This window comes from Leifsonia sp. P73 (genome assembly GCF_051059105.1).
Lineage (GTDB): Bacteria > Actinomycetota > Actinomycetes > Actinomycetales > Microbacteriaceae > Leifsonia.
Genome location: NZ_CP194931.1, coordinates 782,807 through 802,330, shown reverse-complemented (window position 1 = coordinate 802,330; position 19,524 = coordinate 782,807). Strand labels below are relative to the sequence as shown.

Sequence of the window (19,524 nt, the reverse complement as noted above, 5' to 3'; positions counted from 1 at the left end):
CTATTCGCCCAGCGCGTCGATCAGCGCGGCGTAGAGCGCGCTGAACCGCGCCCGGTGGTCGTCCGTCTCGATCGGGCTCAACGGGAAGGTCACCTTCGCGCCGTACGACCACTCCGCGGTGACCGTGAAGTCGCCCGGCCACGGGTCGAACAGGTCGCGCTGGAACGCGGAGTTCGCATCCGAGATCGTGAGCTGGGAGAGCCCGGCGCGCGGCCGGGCGGCCACGACCGTGGCGACGTCGTAGGGATCGGCGCTGCGCCCGGTGGCGTCGGCGAACACGATGGTCTTGTCGGTGAACACCACGACCTTCGCCGAGAACACGCCGGCGTCGTCGACGCGCACCCCGGAGTCCAGATGCTCGATCGGCCGGAGCCCGACCGCGAGCGCGATGCCGCTGACGAAGTGCCCGAACCATTCGGCGCGGTCGTCGCTGCGCAACCGCATCCACGCGGCCCCGGTGAGCGACCGGCCGACCTCCTCGAGCACCTCGGTCAGGTCCCTCTCCGCCATGCGATCCTCCTCGGCGTCCTGCTGTGGATGCGGACTCCCGCGACAACCGTAGCGGGGAGGCGGGGCGGACGCACGTCGGGGTGGGGAGTGGGCCGCCCCCGCTCTGGGGTCTTGGCATCCCCGCGAGTCCATGAAAAATTACGTGTGCGACCGCAATTGATTATCGGAGATCGATGCGGTTCCCGACGCGCGGCCTTTCGGGTAGGCCGAAGCGTTACCGGGCCCGGACGCGGCGATTCGCGTGCGCCGGGCCCTCTCAGTCTTGCCCGAGGTGAACAACAGACCGACGAAGGGGAAGCTGTGGCAGTCACCCGTGGCCCGGAGTGCCAGGAGTGCGGAGGGCCCACCCGCGTCTCCCCGAACCCCTACTTTCGAACCGGTCTCTCCGTGCACTCGGAGGTCGCAGTGTGCGGCCGCTGCGGCACGACCGCGTTCGTCCCGGTGGCAGCGGCACCACGCCCTGCCGCCGAGGTGCGGCGGACGCTCCCCGATATCGTCCGGGGTGTGCTCGCCAAGCGATCGAAGCATGCGGCGAAATGACAGCGGCGCGGCGGCTTCTGCTGACGGCTTCGCGCAGACCTAGGATCAGGCCATGAGGCACAGGGTATTCGTCGCGGCCGCAGCAGCCGCCTTCGTCGTGCTTGTCGCGCTCGCCGGATGTTCGACGGTCGCCGTCTCGGTGCCGAATTCGGCGGCACCGAGCCCTCGACAGGATGTGCCGACGCCTACGCCCACCTCCACGCCGACGCCCGCAGTGACCTGGCAGGACCCGGACGCGCTGATCATCCTCCCGAGCGCCACGAACCCGGATGCCCCGCATGGCCCCTCGTGGGTCTCGCAGGACGGCACGATGATGTGCGGCATCTACGACAACGTGGACAGGTACAGCGAGTCGAAGGGCGACCTGGGCACGGGGCTGTACTACGGCTGCCGCCTCAAGTACGGGGCCAACCGCTTCACCTACCCGCCGACGAAGTACGCGGGTGAGACCGGCGGGTGCCCCAGCGGATTCGCGGCGAACGGCGGCGAGGCTGCCACGACCCTGTGCAACAGCGGGCAGGTGTTCGCGAGCGAGACGGGCGGAGCGACCGCGCTGATGCCCGGGAACGGCGTCCGGTTCGACGGCGTCGAGTGCGTGGCGACGGCCGCCGGAATGGCGTGCACCGAGACGGCGACCGGGCACGGCTTCCAGGTGACGCTCGACGCCTTCTCGCTGAGCTGACGTCCCGTCGCGAACAGCCCTCCGTCGATCGTCCGCCCCTGCACGGTCAGATAACGACCGCCGCCGATCCGTTCAGCCAGGAGCGCGATCGTGCCTGCTGCGGTCCGTCCGTGTTCACCGTCCCGTGGAGGTCGCCCGGCGTCATGGCTAGAACTTAGCAGCGCCGACAACGAAAGAGTCCGCACGAGCCGCAGTCCCGGCCGCTCTCGCGACCGTCCTGCAACCCGTGCGGACTCCCTCCGGACTAACGCGTCCGGAACGTCTGCCTACACCCCGTAGTACAGCTCGTACTCGAACGGGTGCGGGCGCTGCGCGAGGGGCTTGATCTCCTTCTCGCGCTTGTACTCGATCCAGGTCTCGATGAGCTCCGGAGTGAACACGCCGCCTGCGGTGAGGAAGTCGTGGTCGGCCTCGAGCGCGTCGAGCGCCTCGCCGAGGGACGCCGGGACCTGCGGGATGTTGCGGGCCTCCTCCGGCGGGAGCTCGTAGAGGTCCTTGTCGACCGGCTCGTGCGGCTCGATGCGGTTCTTGATGCCGTCGAGGCCCGCCATCAGCTGGGCGGCGAACGCGAGGTACGGGTTGCCCGAGGCGTCCGGCGCGCGGAACTCGATGCGCTTGGCCTTCGGGTTGGTGCCCGTGATCGGGATGCGGATGGACGCCGAGCGGTTGCCGGCCGAGTAGACCAGGTTGACCGGGGCCTCGAAGCCGGGGACCAGGCGGTGGAACGAGTTCACCGTCGGGTTCGTGAAGGCGAGCACAGCCGGGGCGTGCTTGAGCAGGCCGCCGATGTACCAGCGGGCGATGTCGGACAGGCCGCCGTAGCCGGCCTCGTCGTAGAACAGCGGCTTGCCGTCGTTCCACAGCGACTGGTGGGTGTGCATGCCCGAGCCGTTGTCGCCGAAGAGCGGCTTCGGCATGAACGTGGCGGTCTTGCCCCACTGCTCGGCCGTGTTCTTGACGATGTACTTGAACTTCAGGATGTCGTCCGCCGCGTGGACCATCGTGTCGAAGCGGTAGTTGATCTCCGCCTGGCCGCCGGTGCCCACCTCGTGGTGCGCGCGCTCCAGGATGAGGCCCGCGTCGATCAGCTTCAGCGAGATGTCGTCGCGCAGGTCGGCCTGCTTGTCGACCGGGCTGACCGGGAAGTAGCCGCCCTTGTACGGGGTCTTGTTTCCGAGGTTGCCGCCCTCTTCGACGCGGCCGGAGTTCCAGGCGCCCTCCTCGGAGTCCACCGCGTAGAAGCTGGAGTTCTGCTTCACCTCGTAGCGGACGTCGTCGAAGATGTAGAACTCGGCCTCCGGCGCGAAGAACGCGGTGTCCGCGATGCCGGTGGAGGCGAGGTACTTCTCCGCCTTCTTGGCGACCTGACGCGGGTCCTTCGCGTAGATCTCGCCGTTGCGCGGGTTGTAGATATCGAAGACCATGATCAGCGTGCGCTCGGCACGGAACGGGTCGATGTATGCGGTCGAGACATCCGGGATCAGCTGCATGTCCGACTCGTGGATCGACGCGAAACCGCGGATCGAGGAACCGTCGAACAGCTGGCCGACCGAGAAGAACTCCTCGTCGACGGTCGCTGCGGGGATGTTGAAGTGCTGCTGAACACCGGGCAGATCGGTGAAGCGGATATCAAGGAACTTGACGTCGGTGTCCTTGATGTACTTGAGCACCTCGGAAGAATCACGGAACATGCGGAGGACTCCCAATGGCTTGCGGTGACGGACTGCGCGTGCAGCCCAAGCTACACGCTAGGGGGAGGCCGTTTCCCTCCGGTGACGCAAATGTTTCCGGCATGTTACGCGGTGCGCTGTCGGCAGGCGCTCCAGACAGGGGGAATGCCCGGGCCGGCCGGTAAACTGGAGGGGTGCCGCAGAACACCCCACCGTCCCGCTTCGGCGACCTCGCTCCCAGCCGTTACCCGGGGGAGCGGCTCGGCCTCCCGGAGGCGGGCCCGCGGTCGGTCGGGAGGCTCGGCCGTCGCCTCGGCGCCATCGTCGTCGACTGGGCGCTCGCATCGCTCATCTCGTTCGCGTTCTTCCACTACGACTCCTGGGCGAACATCGGTCTCTTCGCGCTGATGCAGGTGGTCTTCATCCCGACCATCGGCGGCAGCATCGGCCACCGGATCTTCGGGATGCGCGTGGTCGCGGTCGCCGGCGGCTGGGTCGGCGTATGGCGGCCGGTGGTACGCACCGTGCTGCTGTGCATCGTCATCCCGGCGCTGGTGTGGGACTCGGATCAGCGCGGCTTCCACGACAAGGTCGCCGGGACGGTGCTGATCCGCGCGTAGCCGGCCGGGCCGCAGCCGCGCGCCGCTACACTCCTGGCATGCGCGCCTTCGGCTTCGCCCGCGACCTGCTCCGGTCGGACGCCGCCGGCGCCCACCGCGTGACGTACACCGAGCTGTTCTTCGACCTCGTCTTCGTGTTCGCCGTCACCCAGGTGTCGCACGTCCTCCTGCACGAGCAGTCCGCCCTCACGCTGCTGCACGCGGTCATGCTGACGATGGTGGTCTGGTGGGTGTGGATGTTCACCACCTGGGCGTCGAGCTGGCTCGACCCGGAGCGCGGCGCGGTTCGTGCGCTGTTCGTGGTGCTGATGCTGCTCGGCCTGCTGCTGGCCTCCGCCATCCCGGAGGCGTTCGGCGACCGCGCCGTGCTGTTCGCCGTGTGCCTGGTGCTCATGCAGCTCAGCCGCAGCGTCTTCACGCTGTTCGCGTTCGGCCGGGCGCGCCCGGAGCACGCGGTGAACTTCGTGCGCATCATCGTGTGGCATGCCGTGGCCGGGACCCTGTGGCTGGTCGGCGCCTTCCTCCCCGACGAGGGCCGGCTCGTGGTCTGGCTGATCGCCCTGGCGGTCGACTACATCGGGCCGCGCACGCGGTTCTGGACGCCGGGCCTCGGCAGCTCGGCGCTCGCGAGCTGGAACATCTCCGGCGCGCACATGGCCGAGCGGGTGAGCCTGTTCCTGATCATCGCCCTCGGCGAGTCGATCGTGGTCACCGGCGCCGCGTTCTCGACCGCGCCGCTCGATGTCGTCCATCTCGCGGCGTTCCTCGCCGCGTTCGTGGGAACCGTCCTGCTCTGGCTGCTCTACTTCTCGCACAGCCAGCAGAGCGGGAGCGAGTACATCGAGCGCGCGACGGAGCGGGGGATGATCGCGCAGACCGCGTACACGTACATCCCGCTGCTGCTGGTGCTGGGCATCGTGCTCTCCGCCGTCGGCGACGGTCTCGTCCTGCAGCGGCCGGTCGGGGCACCGACGGTGTGGACGGCGGGGCTGCTGTGCGGCTCCGCGATCGTCTACCTCGTGGGGCTGCTGCTGTTCCGCCGGGCGACCGGGACGCGCTGGTCGCTCACCCTGGTGGCCGGCGCGGCGGTGGTCGCCCTCCTGTGGCCGGTCGCCGGCCTCCTGCCGACGGCGGTCGTCGCGTGGGGAGTCAACGCGGTGCTGGCGCTCGTCGTCCTCACGGAAGCTGTTGCATCCCGCCGCACTGGCACCCGCGCCGATTAACGATCGAGGGGCACATCGTTGTCACTTCTCCGGCCGGAAAGTGACAACGACGTGCCCCTCGGCACGTGAGTGTGGCGTCAGCGGGCGCGCTGGGCCCGGACCTTCATCGGGTCGACACCCTTAGGGATGGGCATCGCGTTCTCGAGCGACGCCAGGCGGTTGCTGATCGCGATGACCTCCGCCTTAGTGAGCGTCGGCTTGATCTTGGCCAGGGTGCGCGGGACCTTGTGCAGCGGCACGGAGTCGGCGTCCGGACCCACCGAGATGACGGTGACGGGCACGTTCGGCAGCACGCGGTTGATCTTGCGGCGCTCCTCGTCGACCATCCGCTGCGTGCGGGTCTTGGGGCCCTCGCCGATGAGCACGACGCCGCCGCGGCCCGTGGCACGGTAGACCGCGTCCTGCGTCTTGCCGTTGACGGCGATCGGCATCTCCGAGCCGCGCCAGCTGCGCTTGAGCGAGCTGCGCAGCACGGCGCCGACGGCGCCCGGCTGGCCCTCGATCTGCGAGTAGGCGGCGCGCTCGGCACGGCGGCCGAGGATGATGAGGCCGAGCAGCACGCCGGCCAGGACGCCCGCGACGATCCAGAGGACCATCGTGAAGACGTTGCCGCCCGACAGGAACACCGCCATCGCGACGCCCGCGAGGATCGGCAGCACGATTCCGCCCACGATGTAGAGCAGCGCGCGGTCGTCGTAGCGGCGGGTCATCTGCAAGACCTGCCACATCTGCTTCAGCCGACCGGGCTCCTTGGTGGACTTGTCCTTACGTGCCATAGGTACAAGGATACCGGCTCGCCCGGCCCCTGGATGACCTGTTCACGGCAGGCGTAGCGCCGATCGGGAGGCCGCGCTCAGACGTTCGCGCGGCCTCCCGGATCGGTGTGGGGATCGTCCTCAGGAGACGGCCTGCGCGAAGCCCGCCGACGCGTCGGCGAGGTGCTGCAGCTCGGCGGGGACCTCGCGTCCCTTGGCCGCCATCGACTGCGCCCACAGCCGGCCGGCGCGGTACGACGAGCGCACCAGCGGGCCGGACAGCACGCCGAGGAAGCCGATCTCCTCCGCCTCCCGCTTGAGCTCGACGAACTCGTCCGGGTGCACCCAGCGCGCGACCGGGAGGTGGCGCGGGCTCGGCCGCAGGTACTGCGTGATCGTGATGATGTCGGTGCCGGCGTCGTGGAGGTCCTGGAGGGCCTGGCTGATCTCCGCGCGCTCCTCGCCCATCCCGAGGATGAGGTTGGACTTGGTGATCAGCCCGGCGCTGCGGCCCTGCGTGATGACGTCGAGCGAGCGCTCGTAGCGGAACGCCGGCCGGATGCGCTTGAAGATGCGCGGCACGGTCTCGACGTTGTGCGCGAACACCTCCGGCGCGGCCGAGAACACCTCGCCCAGGTACTCCGGGTTGCCGGAGAAGTCCGGGACCAGGATCTCCACGCCGGTGCCCGGGCTCTGGCGGTGGATCTCGCGGATCGTCTCCGCGTACAGCCAGGAGCCCTCGTCCGGGAGGTCGTCGCGGGCGACGCCGGTGACCGTCGAGTAGCGCAGGCCCATCTTCGCGACGGACTCGCCCACGCGGCGCGGCTCGTCCCGGTCGAAGTCGGCCGGCTTGCCGGTGTCGATCTGGCAGAAGTCGCAGCGCCGGGTGCACTGCGAGCCGCCGATCAGGAAGGTGGCCTCGCGGTCCTCCCAGCACTCGTAGATGTTCGGGCAGCCGGCCTCCTGGCAGACCGTGTGCAGCTCCTCGGACTTCACGAGGTTCTGGAGCTGGCGGTACTCGGGCCCCATCTTGGCCTTGGTCTTGATCCAGGCGGGCTTGCGCTCGATCGGGGTCTGGGCGTTGCGGACCTCCAGGCGGAGCATGCGGCGGCCCTGCGGTTCTGCGCTCATGCGGCGACCTCCGTCGCGGTCGTGGCGGTCGTTCGGTGGGCGGCGGCGACCGGGCTGGTGGACGCGTCGGCCAGCGCGCGGTCGAGGGCGGCCTGGATGAGCGGAGCGACGTCCTGCGGCGTGACGGTGCGGCCGAGCACGCGGGAGATCGTGGTCACGCCCGCGTCGCGGATGCCGCACGCGACGATCTTCTCGTACGGGTCGAGGCTGTTGGAGCAGTTGAGCGCGAAGCCGTGCATCGTGACCCCCTCGGCGACGCGGATGCCGATGGCGGCGATCTTCTCGTCCGCCGGCCTCCCGTCGTCCGTGGTGCCGTGCCCCGGCAGCCACACGCCGGAGCGGCCCTCCACGCGCTCGCCCGGGACGCCGAGCTCGGCGAGCACCTCGATGAGGACGCCCTCCAGCCAGCGGACGTAGCCGACGACGTCGATCGGCTCGGCCAGCCGGAGGACCGGATAGCCGACGAGCTGGCCCGGCCCGTGCCAGGTGATCTTGCCACCGCGGTCGACGTCGATCACGGGGGTGCCGTCGGTGGGGCGTTCGTCGGGGGCGGTGCGCTTGCCCGCGGTGAAGACCGGGGCGTGCTCCAGGAGGAGGACCGTGTCGGGCGCGCGCCCCGCGGCCACGTCGGCGTGGGTGGTGCGCTGCTGGCGGAGGCCGTCGTCGTACGGGACGTGCGGCCCGCCGAGTCCGGTGACATCGAAGATCGTCATAGAGGCATCCTAAATGGACTCAGTACAGAAAATGTCCACCGCGGCCGGATGGGGCTGAAGTCCTGCACAGGTTCGGGCTGGGAGCGGGTTGTCCACGGATGTGGCGGCGACCGCCTCGGGGCTGGGCCGGGTGGCGTGTACTGGGGGCATGATTTCGAGACGGAGACGCACGGATGCGGGCAGCTGCGCGGCGGCGATCGCGGACACGGAAGGATGGACGGTGCTCGGGCGGCCGCCGGGGGAGACGAGCGGCGACGTGTCGCTCATCGTCGCGGGTGGCGAGCTGCGAGGTCAGGCGGTGCTCACGGTGGCCGCCGCCGTCGGGCTGACGTGGGACGGGGTCGCGTCGTCGCACCTGCCGCGCTCCCTGCCCCCGCCGCGTGACCGGCGTGCGAGCCGAGCCGGGATGAGCGTGCGGTTGCGAGAGCACCCTGCGTGCGGGACACTGCACGACCTGCTCGGCGCCGACCGCGGGCTGACGGCGGGCGGGGCCGTCACGGTGCTCGCCGCGGTGGCGCGCGGCCTCTCCGGACTGCACAGGGCCGGCCTGGGTGGCGTCCGTCTCGGGCCGGCGGACATCGGCCTCCGCGACGACGGCTGCCCCGTGCTGACGGCGGTCGACCGGCTGCGGGAGCTCGACCAGCGGACGATGGCGGAGGACGTCGCCGCGTTCGCGGAGCTGGCCGGCGTTCTGCGCGGCGCTGTCGCCGCGGAAGGGGGTGACGCCGTCCTCGCGGCGGCCACCGACCGGCGGCACCGGAGCTGGGAGGATGTGGTCGCGGGAGTCCTGCGGGCTGCCGACCCGACCGCCGTGGGTGCGGTGGTCAGCGGCGCTCCGGATGCGTCGGAGTCACGGGCGCGCGGCGATCCGGTCGCGGACGCGGGCCTCGACGCCGATCGGCGCGGACGCCCGGAGGCGCGGAACGGTCGCGACGTCCTCGGCATGCTGGAGCGGACGCTCGACGTGATGGGCGACCGGCCGGTCGCGCGCGGTCTGGCGGTGGCGCGCGGGTGGATCGCGGCACGGCCGAAACTGGTCATCGTCGCGTGCTCGCCGGTGGTGGCCGTGGCGGTGGTGCTGATGCTCCCTGGTCACGACGGTCAGCGCTGAGGCCCGCGGGCAGGCGTCACCGCCCCGGAAACGCGGAACGGCCCGGCTCCGTGGAGAGCCGGGCCGTCCGTCAGGCGGTTCAGATGCCGAGGCTGCCCTCGAAAGCGCCGCCTTCGAGGCGGTTCTTCACCGCGACGAGGAAGCGGGCCGCGTCGGCGCCGTCGACGATCCGGTGGTCGTACGACAGGGCGAGGTACACCGTGGAGCGGATCGCGATGGAGTCCGAGCCGTCGGCCGTGATCACGACCGGCTTCTTGGTGACGATGCCCGTGCCCAGGATCGCGACCTGCGGGAGGAACACCAGCGGAGTGTCGAACAGCGCGCCGCGCGAACCCGTGTTGGTCAGCGTGAACGTGCCGCCGGCGAGCTCGTCCGGCTTCAGGTGGTTGTCGCGGGTGCGCTGGGCGAGGTCCGCGATCTCACCGGCGAGGCCGGCGATGTCGAGGTCCGACGCGTTGCGGATGACCGGGGTCAGCAGGCCGCGCTCGGTGTCGACCGCGATCGAGATGTTCTCGTGGTCCGGGTAGACGATGCTGTCGCCGTCGACCGTGGCGTTGATGACCGGGTAGGCCTTCAGCGCCTCGGCGGCCGCGAGGGCGAAGAACGGCAGGAAGGAGAGCTTCGTGCCGGTCTTGGCGAGGAAGTCGCCCTTCACCTTGTCGCGGAGCGCAGCGACCTTGGTCACATCGACCTCGACCACCGTGGTGAGCTGCGCGGTCGACTGCATCGAGATGACGGCGCGCTCGGCGACGACCTTGCGGAGGCGCGACATCTGCTGCGTGGTGCCGCGGAGCGGGGAGACCTCGACCACGGGCGCGGCGGCGGCCGGAGCCGCGGAGGCCGGAGCGGCGGCCGCGAGGATGTCCTCCTTGCGGATGCGTCCGCCGACGCCGGTTCCGGTCACGTTCGCCAGGTCGACGCCGTGCTCGTTGGCGAGCTTGCGGACGATCGGGGTCACGTAGCCCGAGGTGCCGGCGTGCGCGCCGCCCGACGTGGCCGGAGCCTCGGCAGCGGGGGCCGGAGCGGGAGCGGCGGCCGGAGCCGGAACGGCGGCCGGAGCCGGGGCAGCGGCGGGAGCCGGGGCAGCGGCGGGAGCCGGGGCAGCGGCCGGAGCCGGGGCAGCGGCCGGAGCCGGAGCCTCCTGCGCGGGAGCGGCGGCAGGCGCTTCCTGAACGGGAGCGGCAGGAGCGGCCTCGGCAGCGGGGGCCGGAGCCTCCTGAGCCGGAGCGGCAGGCGCAGCCTCAGCCGCGGGAGCCGGAGCGGCTTCAGCCGGCGCGGCCTCTGCCTCCGGCGCAGCGGCCGGAGCCTCGCCCGCACCGGAGCCGTCGCCGATCGTCACGAGCGCAGTGCCCACCTCGACCGTCTCGTCCTCCTGCACCAGGATCGCCTCGATGACGCCCGCGACGGGCGAGGGGATCTCGGTGTCGACCTTGTCGGTCGAGACTTCGAGCAAGGGCTCGTCCACCTCGACACGGTCGCCAACGTTCTTCAGCCAGCGGGTGACCGTGCCTTCCGTGACACTCTCGCCGAGTGCCGGGAGGCTGACGGATTCGCTCATGAGCTTCTCTCCTTCAAAACCTGATCGTTCAGTAGCTTATTGCAGCCGCTCGCGCGGCGGACGCCTTAGAGGGTGTGCAGCGGCTTGCCCGCGAGGTACAGGAAGGCCTCGCCGAGCGACTCGTTCTGCGTCGGGTGCGCGTGGACGAACGGGGCGATGTCCTCCGGGTACGCCTCCCAGTTCACCGCGAGCTGCGCCTCGCCGATGAGCTCGCCCACACGAGCGCCGATCATGTGCACGCCGACGACCGGGCCGTCGTTGACGCGGACGACCTTGACGGTGCCGCTCGTGCCGATGATCTCGCTCTTGCCGTTGCCGGCCAGGCTGTAGTCGTAGCTCGTGATCGCGTCGGCGCCGTACTGCTCCGCCGCCTTGGCCTCGCTGAGGCCGATCGAGGCGACCTCGGGGTCGCAGTAGGTGACCTTCGGGATGTTGACGTCCGGGACGACGATCGGGTTCAGGCCCGCGATCTCCTCGGCCACGAAGATGCCCTGCTGGAAGCCGCGGTGCGCGAGCTGCAGGCCGGGGACGATGTCGCCGACGGCGTAGACGCCGGGGATGTTGGTCGCGAGGCGCTCGTCGGTGATGACGAAGCCGCGGTCGAGCGTGACGCCGACCTCGTCGTAGCCCATGCCCTGCGTGAGCGGGCCGCGGCCGACCGCGACGAGCAGCAGCTCGGCGTCGACGGTGCTGCCGTCCTCCAGCGAGACGACGACGCCGTCCTCGTTCTGGGTGACGCCGGAGAACCGGACGCCGAGGCGGTAGTCGATGCCGCGGCGGCGGAACGCGCGCTCCAGCGACTTGCTGATGGTCTCGTCCTCGTTGGGGACCAGGTGCGGGAGGGCCTCGATGATGGTGACCTCGGCGCCGAACGACTTCCACACGCTGGCGAACTCGACGCCGATGACGCCGCCGCCGAGGACCGCGACCTTCTTGGGGACGAAGTCGAGCTCGAGGGCCTGCTCGCTGGTGATCACGCGGCCGCCGATCTCAAGACCGGGGAGGCTGCGCGAGTAGGAGCCGGTGGCGAGGATGACGTTCTTGCCGGTGATGGTGTCGTCGCCGACCTGCACGGTCGTCGGGGACGTCAGCTTGCCCTCGCCCTCGATGACCGTGATGCCGCGGGCCTTCACCAGGCCCTGGAGGCCCTTGTACTTCTTGGCGATGATGCTCTGGCGGTACTCGGTGACACCGTTGATGTCGATGCCCTTGAGCTCGGTGACGATGCCGTACTTGGCCGACTCCCGCGAGTAGTCCGCGACCTCGGCCGCGTGCAGCAGCGCCTTGGTCGGGATACAGCCGCGGTGCAGGCAGGTGCCGCCGACCTTGTCCTTCTCGATCATGCCGACGGTGAAACCGAGCTCGGCCGCACGCAGCGCTGCTGCGTAGCCTCCACTCCCACCGCCGAGCACCACAATGTCAAAGTTCTGCTCAGACACCCAGCTACTCCTCGCGCATCAGGATTCGTGACACGATCCTGCCCCGAGGGATGGCTCGAGGCAGGCGTTGCATGGGCAGGATTTTCCTGCCCATACGACCCTACTACCTCTGGGAAAAGTCCTCGGCCAACCGGATGAGCGCACGTACGCTGACGGCGGACGGGCCCTTGCCGGTGAAGCCGTACGGAGCGGACGGGCCCTTGGCCGGTCCGGCGATGTCGAGGTGCGCCCACGGGATGCGCGGCGCGTCGTCCTCGTCTCCGGTGCGGCCGATGAACTCCTGCAGGAAGACGCCGGCGAGCAGCATCCCGCCCGCGGTCACCCCGGGGTTGGCGTTGGCGATGTCGGCGACGTCGGAGTTGATCGTGGCGCGCAGCTCGCTCGCGAGCGGCATCGGCCAGAGCAGCTCGCCGGAGGCCTTGGCGGCGGCGAGGACATCTCCCACCAGGTCGTCGGAGCCCATGACGGCGGCGTAGCGGGTGCCGAGCGCGACCATCGCGGCGCCGGTCAGGGTGGCGACGTCCACGATCGCGTCCGGGTGCTCCTCGCCCGCGACGACCAGGCCGTCCGCGAGCACGAGCCGGCCCTCGGCGTCGGTGTTGAGCACCTCCACGGTGCGGCCGCCGCGCATGCGCAGCACGTCGTTCGGGCGGATGGCCGAGCCGGACGGCATGTTCTCCGCCAGGCACAGCCACGCGGTCACGCGTACCGGCAGCGCGAGCTGCGCGGCGGCGATGGCGACGGCGAGCACGGTGGCCGCGCCGGTCATGTCGTACTTCATGCCGACCATGCCGGAGGCGGCTTCAGCGAGAGGCCGCCGGAGTCGAAGGTGATGCCCTTGCCGACCAGCGCGAGGTGCTTCGCCGCGTCCGCCGGCGCGTAGTCCACCTTCACCAGCCGCGGCGGCCGCACCGAGCCCTGGCCGACGCCGAGGATGCCGCCGAAGCCCTCGGACTCCAGCCGGCGCTCGTCCCACACCTCGACGGTGACGGGCAAGCCCTCCACGGCCTCCTCGACCCGCGAGGTGAACGACGCGGGGTAGAGGTCGATCGGGGAGTGTTGACGAGGTCCTTGACCAGCGCGGCGGCGCCGGACACCGCGAGGGCGCGCGCGACGAGGTCGTCGCCGGACTCCGACGCACCGACCACCTCGATGGTCCCGACCGGCGCCTTGACGCCCGCGCGGCTCGCGGAGCGGTACTCGGTGAAGGCGTATGCGCCGAGGGCCGCGCCCTCCAGCACCGCGCCGAGCCGGGAGTCGTCCTCGGCCGGGAGGTCGAGCGCGACGTGCTCGACGCCCGCGAGCTGGCGGATCGCGGTGCCCGCCGCGTAGCGCAGCGCGTCCTCGTCCACGGTCTCCGGGAGGCCGACGACGGCGAGGGCGGGACCGCCCGCAGTGCCGGGGAGCCGGACCAGCTCGTCCTTGCCCCCGCCGAAGCCGACCGCGGCGAGCTCGCCGTCCAGCCCGTCCCTGGCGTCCGCCAGCACGGTGACGCCGTCGGCGCCGGAGCGGGCCGCGATCACGAGGACGTCGGCGGAGGAGGAGGGAGCGGGCGTGAGGCTGAGGGCGGGAGGCGTCATGTCTCGACCCTAACCGCTCAGCGTCGCACGACGGCGGAGGCCGCATGTTCGCTGTGGGCGTGCTGCGAGCGGGGCCGTGCGCCGCGACCCGGCCGGGGGTGCGGCCTTAGAGTTGAACTATGCGAGACCCCGGCGAACTGTACGAGCTCAACCCGGCACTGGTGGTGCCGGAGGGCCTGCCGCTGATCGCGGGGCTCACCGGGTTCGCCGACGCCGGCTCCGGCGTCAGCCAGCTCGGCACCTATCTGCTCGGCACGCTCGACAGCGAGGTCGTCGCGACCTTCGACGCCGACATCCTGCTCGACTACCGCGCCCGCCGGCCGATCATCTACTTCGACCAGGACCACCTGGCCGACTACCAGCCGTCGACGCTGAAGCTGCACCTGGTCTACGACGAGCTGCGCCAGCCGTTCCTCCTGCTCTCCGGGTTCGAGCCCGACTTCCGCTGGGAGGCGTTCACGGAGGCCGTGCTCGGGCTGATCGAGCGCTACTCGGTCAAGAGCGTCACCTGGGTGCACTCCATCCCGATGCCCGTGCCGCACACCCGGCCCATCGGCGTGACGGTCAGCGGCAACCGCCGGGACCTCATCGAGGCGATGTCGATCTGGAAGCCGCAGACGCAGGTGCCCGGCAACGCCCTCCACCTTTTGGAGTACCGGCTGCAGCAGCTCTCGTACCCGATCGCCGGGTTCGTCCTGCTCATCCCGCACTACCTCGCCGACACCGAGTACCCCGCCGCGGCCATCGCCGGGCTGGAGAGCATCAGTGCGGCGACCGGCCTCATCTTCCCGACCGACCGCCTTCGTGAGGAGGACCGCGAGTTCGTCGCGAACATCGACGAGCAGGTCGCGGGCAACGCCGAGCTCGGCAAACTGGTCGGCACCCTGGAGGAGCGGCACGACACGTACATGGAGGACACCCAGCTGCGTTCGCCGCTGACCGACCGCGACGGCGAGCTGCCCAGCGCCGACGAGATCGCGGCCGAGCTGGAGAACTTCCTGGCGTTCCGCCGGCACGGCGACGACCGCCGCGGCGACGACGAGAACCCGCGCACCGACCGCTGAGCCGGCCTCCGCGACGATCTCGTCCCGTCGTCGGGCATAGGATCGTGGGGTGAATTCGCGTCGGTCCTGGGTCATCTTCGGGATCGGGGTCTTCGCCTACCTCGTGGCTGTGATGCAGCGCACGAGCATCGGCGTCGCGGGTGTCGCCGCGACCGAGCGCTTCCACGTCTCCGCCGCCGTGCTGTCGTCGATGGCCGTCGTCCAGCTCATCGTCTACGCGGCGATGCAGGTGCCGGTCGGCGTCCTGATCGATCGCGTCGGCTCGCGGGCGCTGATGATCGCGGGGACCGCCCTGATGGTCGTCGGGCAGGTGACGGTCGCGTTCGCGCCGACCATCGCGCTGGCGATCGTCGGCCGCATCCTGGTCGGCGCGGGCGACGCGACCGTGTTCACCTCGCTCATGCGGCTGGTGAACTCGTGGTTCCGCGGCCGGATCGTGCCGCAGCTCTCGCAGTGGATCGGCAATATCGGCCAGCTCGGCCAGGTACTGTCCGCCGTCCCGTTCGCGCTGCTCCTGCACGAGTCCGGCTGGACGACCGCGTTCCTCAGCGCCGCGTCGGTCTCGGTGGTCGCGCTCGTCGGGATCGTCGCCGCCATCCGGGATCGGCCGGTCGGGTCGAGCGAGGGCCCGCGCCCGGCGACCTGGCGCGAGTCGATCCGGCAGCTCCGGATCAGCCTCGCCCGGCCGGGGACGCAGCTCGGGTTCTGGTCGCACTTCACCACGCAGTCCTCCGGCACGGTGTTCAGCCTGATGTGGGGACTCCCGTTCATGGTGTTCGCACTCGGGATCGACCCGGCGGAGGCGAGCGGGCTGCTCATCGTGTCGGTGGTGGCGGGGCTGATCGCCGGCCCGATCCTCGGCCTGCTGACCGCGCGCTTCCCGCTGCGGCGCAGCAACCTGGTGCTCGCGATCGTCGGGATGATGGGGATCGTCTGGGCGCTCCTGCTGCTCTGGCCGGGGACGCCGCCGCTCTGGCTCCTGATCCTCGTGCTGGTGGCGATCGGCATCGGCGGCCCCGGCTCGCTGATCGGCTTCGACTTCGCGCGCACCTCCAACCCGCTGCACAGCCTGGGCTCCGCCAACGGCATCGTGAACGTCGGCGGCTTCCTGGCGAGCTTCGTGATGATGTTCCTCATCGGCGTCGCCCTGGACGCCCAGAACACCGCCCACACGGTCGCCGGCCTCTATGCCCTCGACTCCTTCCGCTGGGCCTTCGCCGTGCAGTACGTGATCGTCGGCCTCGGCGTCGTCTTCCTCGTCCGCGCCCGCCGGCGCACCCGCCGCCGCCTCGCGGAGGAGGAGGGAATAGAAGTGGGCCCCCTGTGGGTTGCACTTGTTGACGTTTGGCGGAGGCGAGATGGTCGGGGGCCTGGCGAGAACGTGCAATAATTGATATCTGGACCCGTTCATGTCCTGGGGTCGGAGCGCTCGATGGTGCCCGGCGCGACAGCCCAAGACTTGACATGGGTCTTAGTAATGTCCGCACGCGACCTCAGTCCGGGCGCACGGTCGGCTCACCACGGCCCTCCGCCCCGGTATGGATGCCCTTCGCTTGGATGAATGGCCTTCGCTTGTATGAAAGGTAGGCAGATGGCAACCCGTGCAGCAACCAAGGCCCGCGAGGCCGAGTCGGTCGAGGAGACCGAAGAGACCGCTGCGGCCAAGCCGGCAGCGAAGAAGACGACGGCCAAGGCGCCGGCGAAGAAGACCGCCACCAAGAAGGCCGCCACCAAGGCCAAGGGCGACGACGACGAGGAGCTCGACGAGGACGCCGAAGTCGAGATCGACGTGGACGACACCGCCGAGGTGGCCGACGACGCCGTCGACGCCGACGAGACCGAGGAGTCCGAGGGCGACGACGCCGAGGCGGACGACGCCGAGGGTCCGGCCCCAAGGGCGAGAGCGCGGCCGTGCAGGCCGCGGCCGACGCCCCGCTGCCGACCGACGCGCTCGTGCTGCGCGCCGTGGACGAGGACGACGACGTCCCCGTGTACTCCACGACGATCACCGGCGCGACGGCCGACCCGGTCAAGGACTACCTCAAGCAGATCGGCAAGGTCCCGCTGCTGAACGCCGCGGAGGAGGTCGAGCTCGCGATGCGCATCGAGGCCGGCCTGTTCGCGGAGGACAAGCTCGCGAACACCCCGAACATGCCCAAGGAGCTCGAGCGCGAGCTGCGCTGGGTCGCCCGCGACGGCCAGCGCGCCAAGAGCCACCTGCTCGGGGCCAACCTGCGCCTCGTGGTCAGCCTGGCCAAGCGCTACACCGGCCGCGGCATGCAGTTCCTGGACCTCATCCAGGAGGGCAACCTCGGTCTGATCCGCGCCGTCGAGAAGTTCGACTACACCAAGGGCTTCAAGTTCTCGACCTACGCCACCTGGTGGATCCGTCAGGCGATCACGCGCGCGATGGCCGACCAGGCCCGCACCATCCGCATCCCGGTGCACATGGTGGAGGTCATCAACAAGCTGGCCCGCGTCCAGCGGCAGATGCTGCAGGACCTCGGCCGCGAGCCCACCCCGGAAGAGCTCTCCAAGGAGCTCGACATGACCCCCGAGAAGGTCATCGAGGTGCAGAAGTACGGTCGCGAGCCCATCTCGCTCCACACCCCGCTGGGTGAGGACGGCGACAGTGAGTTCGGCGACCTGATCGAGGACACCGAGGCGGTCGTTCCGGCCGACGCGGTCGGCTTCACCATGCTGCAGAAGCAGCTGGAGAGCCTCCTCGACTCCCTGTCCGAGCGCGAGGCGGGCGTCATCCGCATGCGCTTCGGGCTGGGCGACGGCATGCCGAAGACGCTCGACCAGATCGGCGACACCTTCGGCGTGACGCGGGAGCGCATCCGGCAGATCGAGTCGAAGACGATGGCGAAGCTGCGCCACCCGTCCCGCTCGCAGTCGCTGCGCGACTACCTCGAGTAAACGGTGCGCTATCGACTGGCGGTCATCGCCGGCCGCCTCGCCCGCTGGCTGTTGCGCCTGCGGGGAGGCGGCTCCGCGGTGCCGGGGCGGGTCGCGCTCGCGATCGCGCCGAAGTTCCTCGAACGTGCTGTCAGCCGCCTCCCGCTCGGCGTCGTCTTCGTCTCCGGCTCGAACGGCAAGTCGACGACCACGAACATGCTCACCGCGATCCTGCGCGAGCACGGGCTGAACGTCTTCACGAACCCGTCCGGCGGCAACCTGCCCCAGGGGATCGCCTCCGCGCTGCTGGCGGACGTGCCGCTCGACGGCTATGTCCGCGGCGACGTCGGCGTGATCGAGGTGGACGAGGCGTACGGCGTGGACCTCGCGACGGTTCTGAAGCCGCGCGGCTCGCTGCTCCTCAACGTGCAGATCGACCAGCTCAACCGCTTCTTCGAGCCGACCCGTGTGATCGGGATGCTCCGCACCATCGCGGAGCGGTCGGCCGAGTTCGTCGTGGTGAACGCCGACGACGACAGCCTCGCGCGCGTCGGCGCCGAGCTCGCGGCCGCGGGCCGCGACGTGACGACCTTCGCGGTGGCCCCGGCCATCATCGAGTCGTCGCCGAACGGCCTCGCCAACGTGGCGGACCTCTCCGGCGTCGCGGCCGGCGCCCTCCCGGTGCCTGCCGTGTTCGTCAGCAAGCTGGAGACGCAGAGCGCGCAGCTCACGATGGGGGGCGAGTCCATCCGGATCGGCCTGCCGGCCCGCGGCCTCCACTACGCGGTGGACGCCGCCGGCGCGACCGTGATGGCCCGGCGGGTGCTGGGCGACCGCTTCCAGTCGGAGGCCGTCGTCGCGGCGATGAGCTCGCTGCGCACGGTCTACGGCCGCGGCGAGACCCTGAAGGTCGGCGACGAGGACATCGAGATCATCATGATGAAGAACCCGCCGAGTCTCCAGCTCAACCTCGACTACCTGAGCCACAGCCCGGAGCAGGTCTTCGTCGCGGTGGACGAGGGCACGCCCGACCCGTCCTGGGTCTACGACATCGACCTCTCCAAGCTGGAGCACGTGGACATCGTCTCCGGCACGAAGGCCTGGCAGTTCGCCACCCGGTTCGCCTACGCGGGCATCGAGGTCGACCAGGTCATGCCGGAGCTGCGGCCCGCGCTGCAGGCGTTCCTCGCGCTGCCGAAGCCGTCGCGCGGCACCAAGACGATGATCGTCAACTACGAGCAGATGATGGCGATCCGCAAGCAGCTCGGCTTCCTCGACCTGGAAGGCGGCGAGAAGTGACCGTCCTCCGCATCCTGCACCTCTACCCGCGCGAGCTCGGGATCAACGGCGACGCCGGCAACGTGCTCGCCCTGGCCGAGCGCGCGCGCTGGCGCGGCGTGGACGTCGACATCGTGTCGCACGCGCCCGGCGCGGAACTGCCGGCCAGCGCCGACATCGTGCACATCGGGTCCGGCCCGCTGTCGTCGCAGCGCGCCGTGGCCGGCGACGTGGCCCGGATCGCGCCGCGGCTGCGGCAGTGGCGCGACGCGGGAGTGCCGATCCTCGCGATCGCCGGCGGCTGGCAGCTCCTCGGCGACGAGATCGTGACGCCGGACGGCGAGACGCTGGCCGGGGCCTCGGTGTTCCCGACCCGCGCTGTGCTGGGGCCGCGGCGCCATGTCGCGGAGGTCGTCGTGCGGATGCCCGACGGCGTCAGCCTCGCGGGCTTCGAGAACCACTCGGCCACCACGACGCTCAGCGCGGACGCGACGGGCGCGGTGCCCCTCGGCGAGGTGGTGAGCGGCTTCGGGAACGGCGACAAGACGGAGGGCGTCGTGGTCGGGAACGCGATCGGCACGCACCTGCACGGACCGGCCCTCCCGATGAACCCGGTGCTGGCCGACCGGATGCTGCAGACCGCGCTGCGCGGGGAGCTGCCGCCGGTGGCGCAGACCGAGCGCGTGGACCGGTACGCCGCGAACGCGCGGCGTGCGATCGCGTCGCGCCTCGGCGTCGCGCTCTGACGC

The 19,524-nt window shown here is 70.7% G+C and carries 15 protein-coding genes and 2 pseudogenes; 9 read left to right on the top strand and 8 right to left on the bottom strand.

Going from position 1 to position 19,524, the window contains the following annotated elements:
* Positions 1–510 carry a hypothetical protein gene (locus tag ACQ86L_RS04105; protein WP_434317794.1) on the bottom strand — a complete coding sequence of 170 codons (510 nt, stop codon included), beginning with the start codon at positions 508–510 and terminating at the stop codon, positions 1–3.
* A 592-nt stretch (positions 511–1,102) separates the two neighbouring features.
* Here ACQ86L_RS04105 and ACQ86L_RS04100 point away from each other — a divergent pair.
* On the top strand, positions 1,103–1,732 hold the full coding sequence (locus tag ACQ86L_RS04100; protein WP_434317793.1) for a hypothetical protein: 630 nt from the start codon (positions 1,103–1,105) through the stop codon (positions 1,730–1,732).
* 266 nt (positions 1,733–1,998) lie between these two features.
* Here the strand turns inward: ACQ86L_RS04100 and glnA are convergent, their stop codons facing one another.
* The gene (gene glnA / locus ACQ86L_RS04095; protein ID WP_345834753.1) at positions 1,999–3,423 is read right to left on the bottom strand and encodes a type I glutamate--ammonia ligase; all 1,425 of its coding nucleotides are present in this window, start codon (positions 3,421–3,423) and stop codon (positions 1,999–2,001) included.
* Between the two features lie 173 nt (positions 3,424–3,596).
* Here glnA and ACQ86L_RS04090 point away from each other — a divergent pair, with 173 nt between their 5' ends.
* Together ACQ86L_RS04090 and ACQ86L_RS04085 are read left to right on the top strand one after the other, a co-directional pair.
* Positions 3,597–4,022, top strand: a complete 426-nt coding sequence (locus ACQ86L_RS04090) for an RDD family protein (protein WP_434317792.1) — start codon at positions 3,597–3,599, stop codon at positions 4,020–4,022.
* Positions 4,023–4,060: 38 nt separating this feature from the next.
* Positions 4,061–5,245 carry a low temperature requirement protein A gene (locus tag ACQ86L_RS04085; RefSeq protein ID WP_434317791.1) on the top strand — a complete coding sequence of 395 codons (1,185 nt, stop codon included), beginning with the start codon at positions 4,061–4,063 and terminating at the stop codon, positions 5,243–5,245.
* A 77-nt stretch (positions 5,246–5,322) separates the two neighbouring features.
* On the opposite strand, the gene ACQ86L_RS04080 is transcribed toward ACQ86L_RS04085, so the two are convergent.
* From ACQ86L_RS04080 to lipB, 3 genes are all read right to left on the bottom strand, one after another.
* Positions 5,323–6,021 (bottom strand): DUF4191 domain-containing protein, encoded by a 699-nt coding sequence (locus ACQ86L_RS04080; protein ID WP_434317790.1) that lies wholly within the window; start codon positions 6,019–6,021, stop codon positions 5,323–5,325.
* A gap of 120 nt (positions 6,022–6,141) precedes the next feature.
* Positions 6,142–7,131 carry a lipoyl synthase gene (gene lipA / locus ACQ86L_RS04075; RefSeq protein ID WP_434317789.1) on the bottom strand — a complete coding sequence of 330 codons (990 nt, stop codon included), beginning with the start codon at positions 7,129–7,131 and terminating at the stop codon, positions 6,142–6,144.
* A complete protein-coding gene (gene lipB / locus ACQ86L_RS04070; protein ID WP_434317788.1) occupies positions 7,128–7,844 on the bottom strand; it encodes a lipoyl(octanoyl) transferase LipB in 717 nt (238 codons plus the stop codon). Before lipB ends, lipA begins: the two co-directional genes overlap by 4 nt.
* A 148-nt stretch (positions 7,845–7,992) precedes the next feature.
* Between lipB and ACQ86L_RS04065 the strand changes: the two genes are divergently transcribed.
* Complete coding sequence (locus ACQ86L_RS04065; RefSeq protein WP_434317787.1) at positions 7,993–8,955, top strand: hypothetical protein; 963 nt, start codon at positions 7,993–7,995, stop codon at positions 8,953–8,955.
* 79 nt (positions 8,956–9,034) lie between these two features.
* Here the strand turns inward: ACQ86L_RS04065 and sucB are convergent, their stop codons facing one another.
* The 3 genes and pseudogenes from sucB to ACQ86L_RS04050 form a co-directional block, all read right to left on the bottom strand.
* A complete protein-coding gene (gene sucB, locus ACQ86L_RS04060) occupies positions 9,035–10,513 on the bottom strand; it encodes a 2-oxoglutarate dehydrogenase, E2 component, dihydrolipoamide succinyltransferase (protein ID WP_434317786.1) in 1,479 nt (492 codons plus the stop codon).
* Between the two features lie 65 nt (positions 10,514–10,578).
* On the bottom strand, positions 10,579–11,952 hold the full coding sequence (gene lpdA, locus ACQ86L_RS04055) for a dihydrolipoyl dehydrogenase (protein WP_345834763.1): 1,374 nt from the start codon (positions 11,950–11,952) through the stop codon (positions 10,579–10,581).
* Positions 11,953–12,055: 103 nt separating this feature from the next.
* A pseudogene (locus tag ACQ86L_RS04050) lies at positions 12,056–13,532 on the bottom strand (leucyl aminopeptidase).
* Between the two features lie 119 nt (positions 13,533–13,651).
* Here ACQ86L_RS04050 and ACQ86L_RS04045 point away from each other — a divergent pair.
* The 5 genes and pseudogenes from ACQ86L_RS04045 to ACQ86L_RS04025 all read left to right on the top strand — a co-directional run bounded on the left by ACQ86L_RS04045 (position 13,652) and on the right by ACQ86L_RS04025 (position 19,521).
* A complete protein-coding gene (locus ACQ86L_RS04045) occupies positions 13,652–14,596 on the top strand; it encodes a proteasome assembly chaperone family protein (RefSeq protein ID WP_434317785.1) in 945 nt (314 codons plus the stop codon).
* Between the two features lie 49 nt (positions 14,597–14,645).
* Positions 14,646–15,986 (top strand): MFS transporter, encoded by a 1,341-nt coding sequence (locus ACQ86L_RS04040; RefSeq protein ID WP_434317784.1) that lies wholly within the window; start codon positions 14,646–14,648, stop codon positions 15,984–15,986.
* 201 nt (positions 15,987–16,187) lie between these two features.
* Positions 16,188–17,518 (top strand): annotated as a pseudogene (locus ACQ86L_RS04035) (RNA polymerase sigma factor).
* 3 nt (positions 17,519–17,521) lie between these two features.
* Complete coding sequence (locus ACQ86L_RS04030) at positions 17,522–18,796, top strand: MurT ligase domain-containing protein (RefSeq protein ID WP_434317783.1); 1,275 nt, start codon at positions 17,522–17,524, stop codon at positions 18,794–18,796.
* Positions 18,793–19,521 carry a type 1 glutamine amidotransferase gene (locus ACQ86L_RS04025; RefSeq protein ID WP_434317782.1) on the top strand — a complete coding sequence of 243 codons (729 nt, stop codon included), beginning with the start codon at positions 18,793–18,795 and terminating at the stop codon, positions 19,519–19,521. The genes ACQ86L_RS04030 and ACQ86L_RS04025 overlap by 4 nt, the downstream gene beginning before the upstream one ends.
* The last annotated feature ends 3 nt before the right edge of the window (positions 19,522–19,524 follow it).

Bases quoted from the DNA above. Each gene is read 5' to 3' on its own strand.
- ACQ86L_RS04105 (WP_434317794.1), bottom strand. From the start codon at position 510: ATGGCGGAGAGGGACCTGACCGAGGTGCTCGAGGAGGTCGGCCGGTCG.
- ACQ86L_RS04100 (WP_434317793.1), top strand. From the start codon at position 1,103: ATGAGGCACAGGGTATTCGTCGCGGCCGCAGCAGCCGCCTTCGTCGTG.
- glnA (WP_345834753.1), bottom strand. From the start codon at position 3,423: ATGTTCCGTGATTCTTCCGAGGTGCTCAAGTACATCAAGGACACCGAC.
- ACQ86L_RS04085 (WP_434317791.1), top strand. From the start codon at position 4,061: ATGCGCGCCTTCGGCTTCGCCCGCGACCTGCTCCGGTCGGACGCCGCC.
- ACQ86L_RS04080 (WP_434317790.1), bottom strand. From the start codon at position 6,021: ATGGCACGTAAGGACAAGTCCACCAAGGAGCCCGGTCGGCTGAAGCAG.
- lipA (WP_434317789.1), bottom strand. From the start codon at position 7,131: ATGAGCGCAGAACCGCAGGGCCGCCGCATGCTCCGCCTGGAGGTCCGC.
- lipB (WP_434317788.1), bottom strand. From the start codon at position 7,844: ATGACGATCTTCGATGTCACCGGACTCGGCGGGCCGCACGTCCCGTAC.
- ACQ86L_RS04065 (WP_434317787.1), top strand. From the start codon at position 7,993: ATGATTTCGAGACGGAGACGCACGGATGCGGGCAGCTGCGCGGCGGCG.
- sucB (WP_434317786.1), bottom strand. From the start codon at position 10,513: ATGAGCGAATCCGTCAGCCTCCCGGCACTCGGCGAGAGTGTCACGGAA.
- ACQ86L_RS04045 (WP_434317785.1), top strand. From the start codon at position 13,652: ATGCGAGACCCCGGCGAACTGTACGAGCTCAACCCGGCACTGGTGGTG.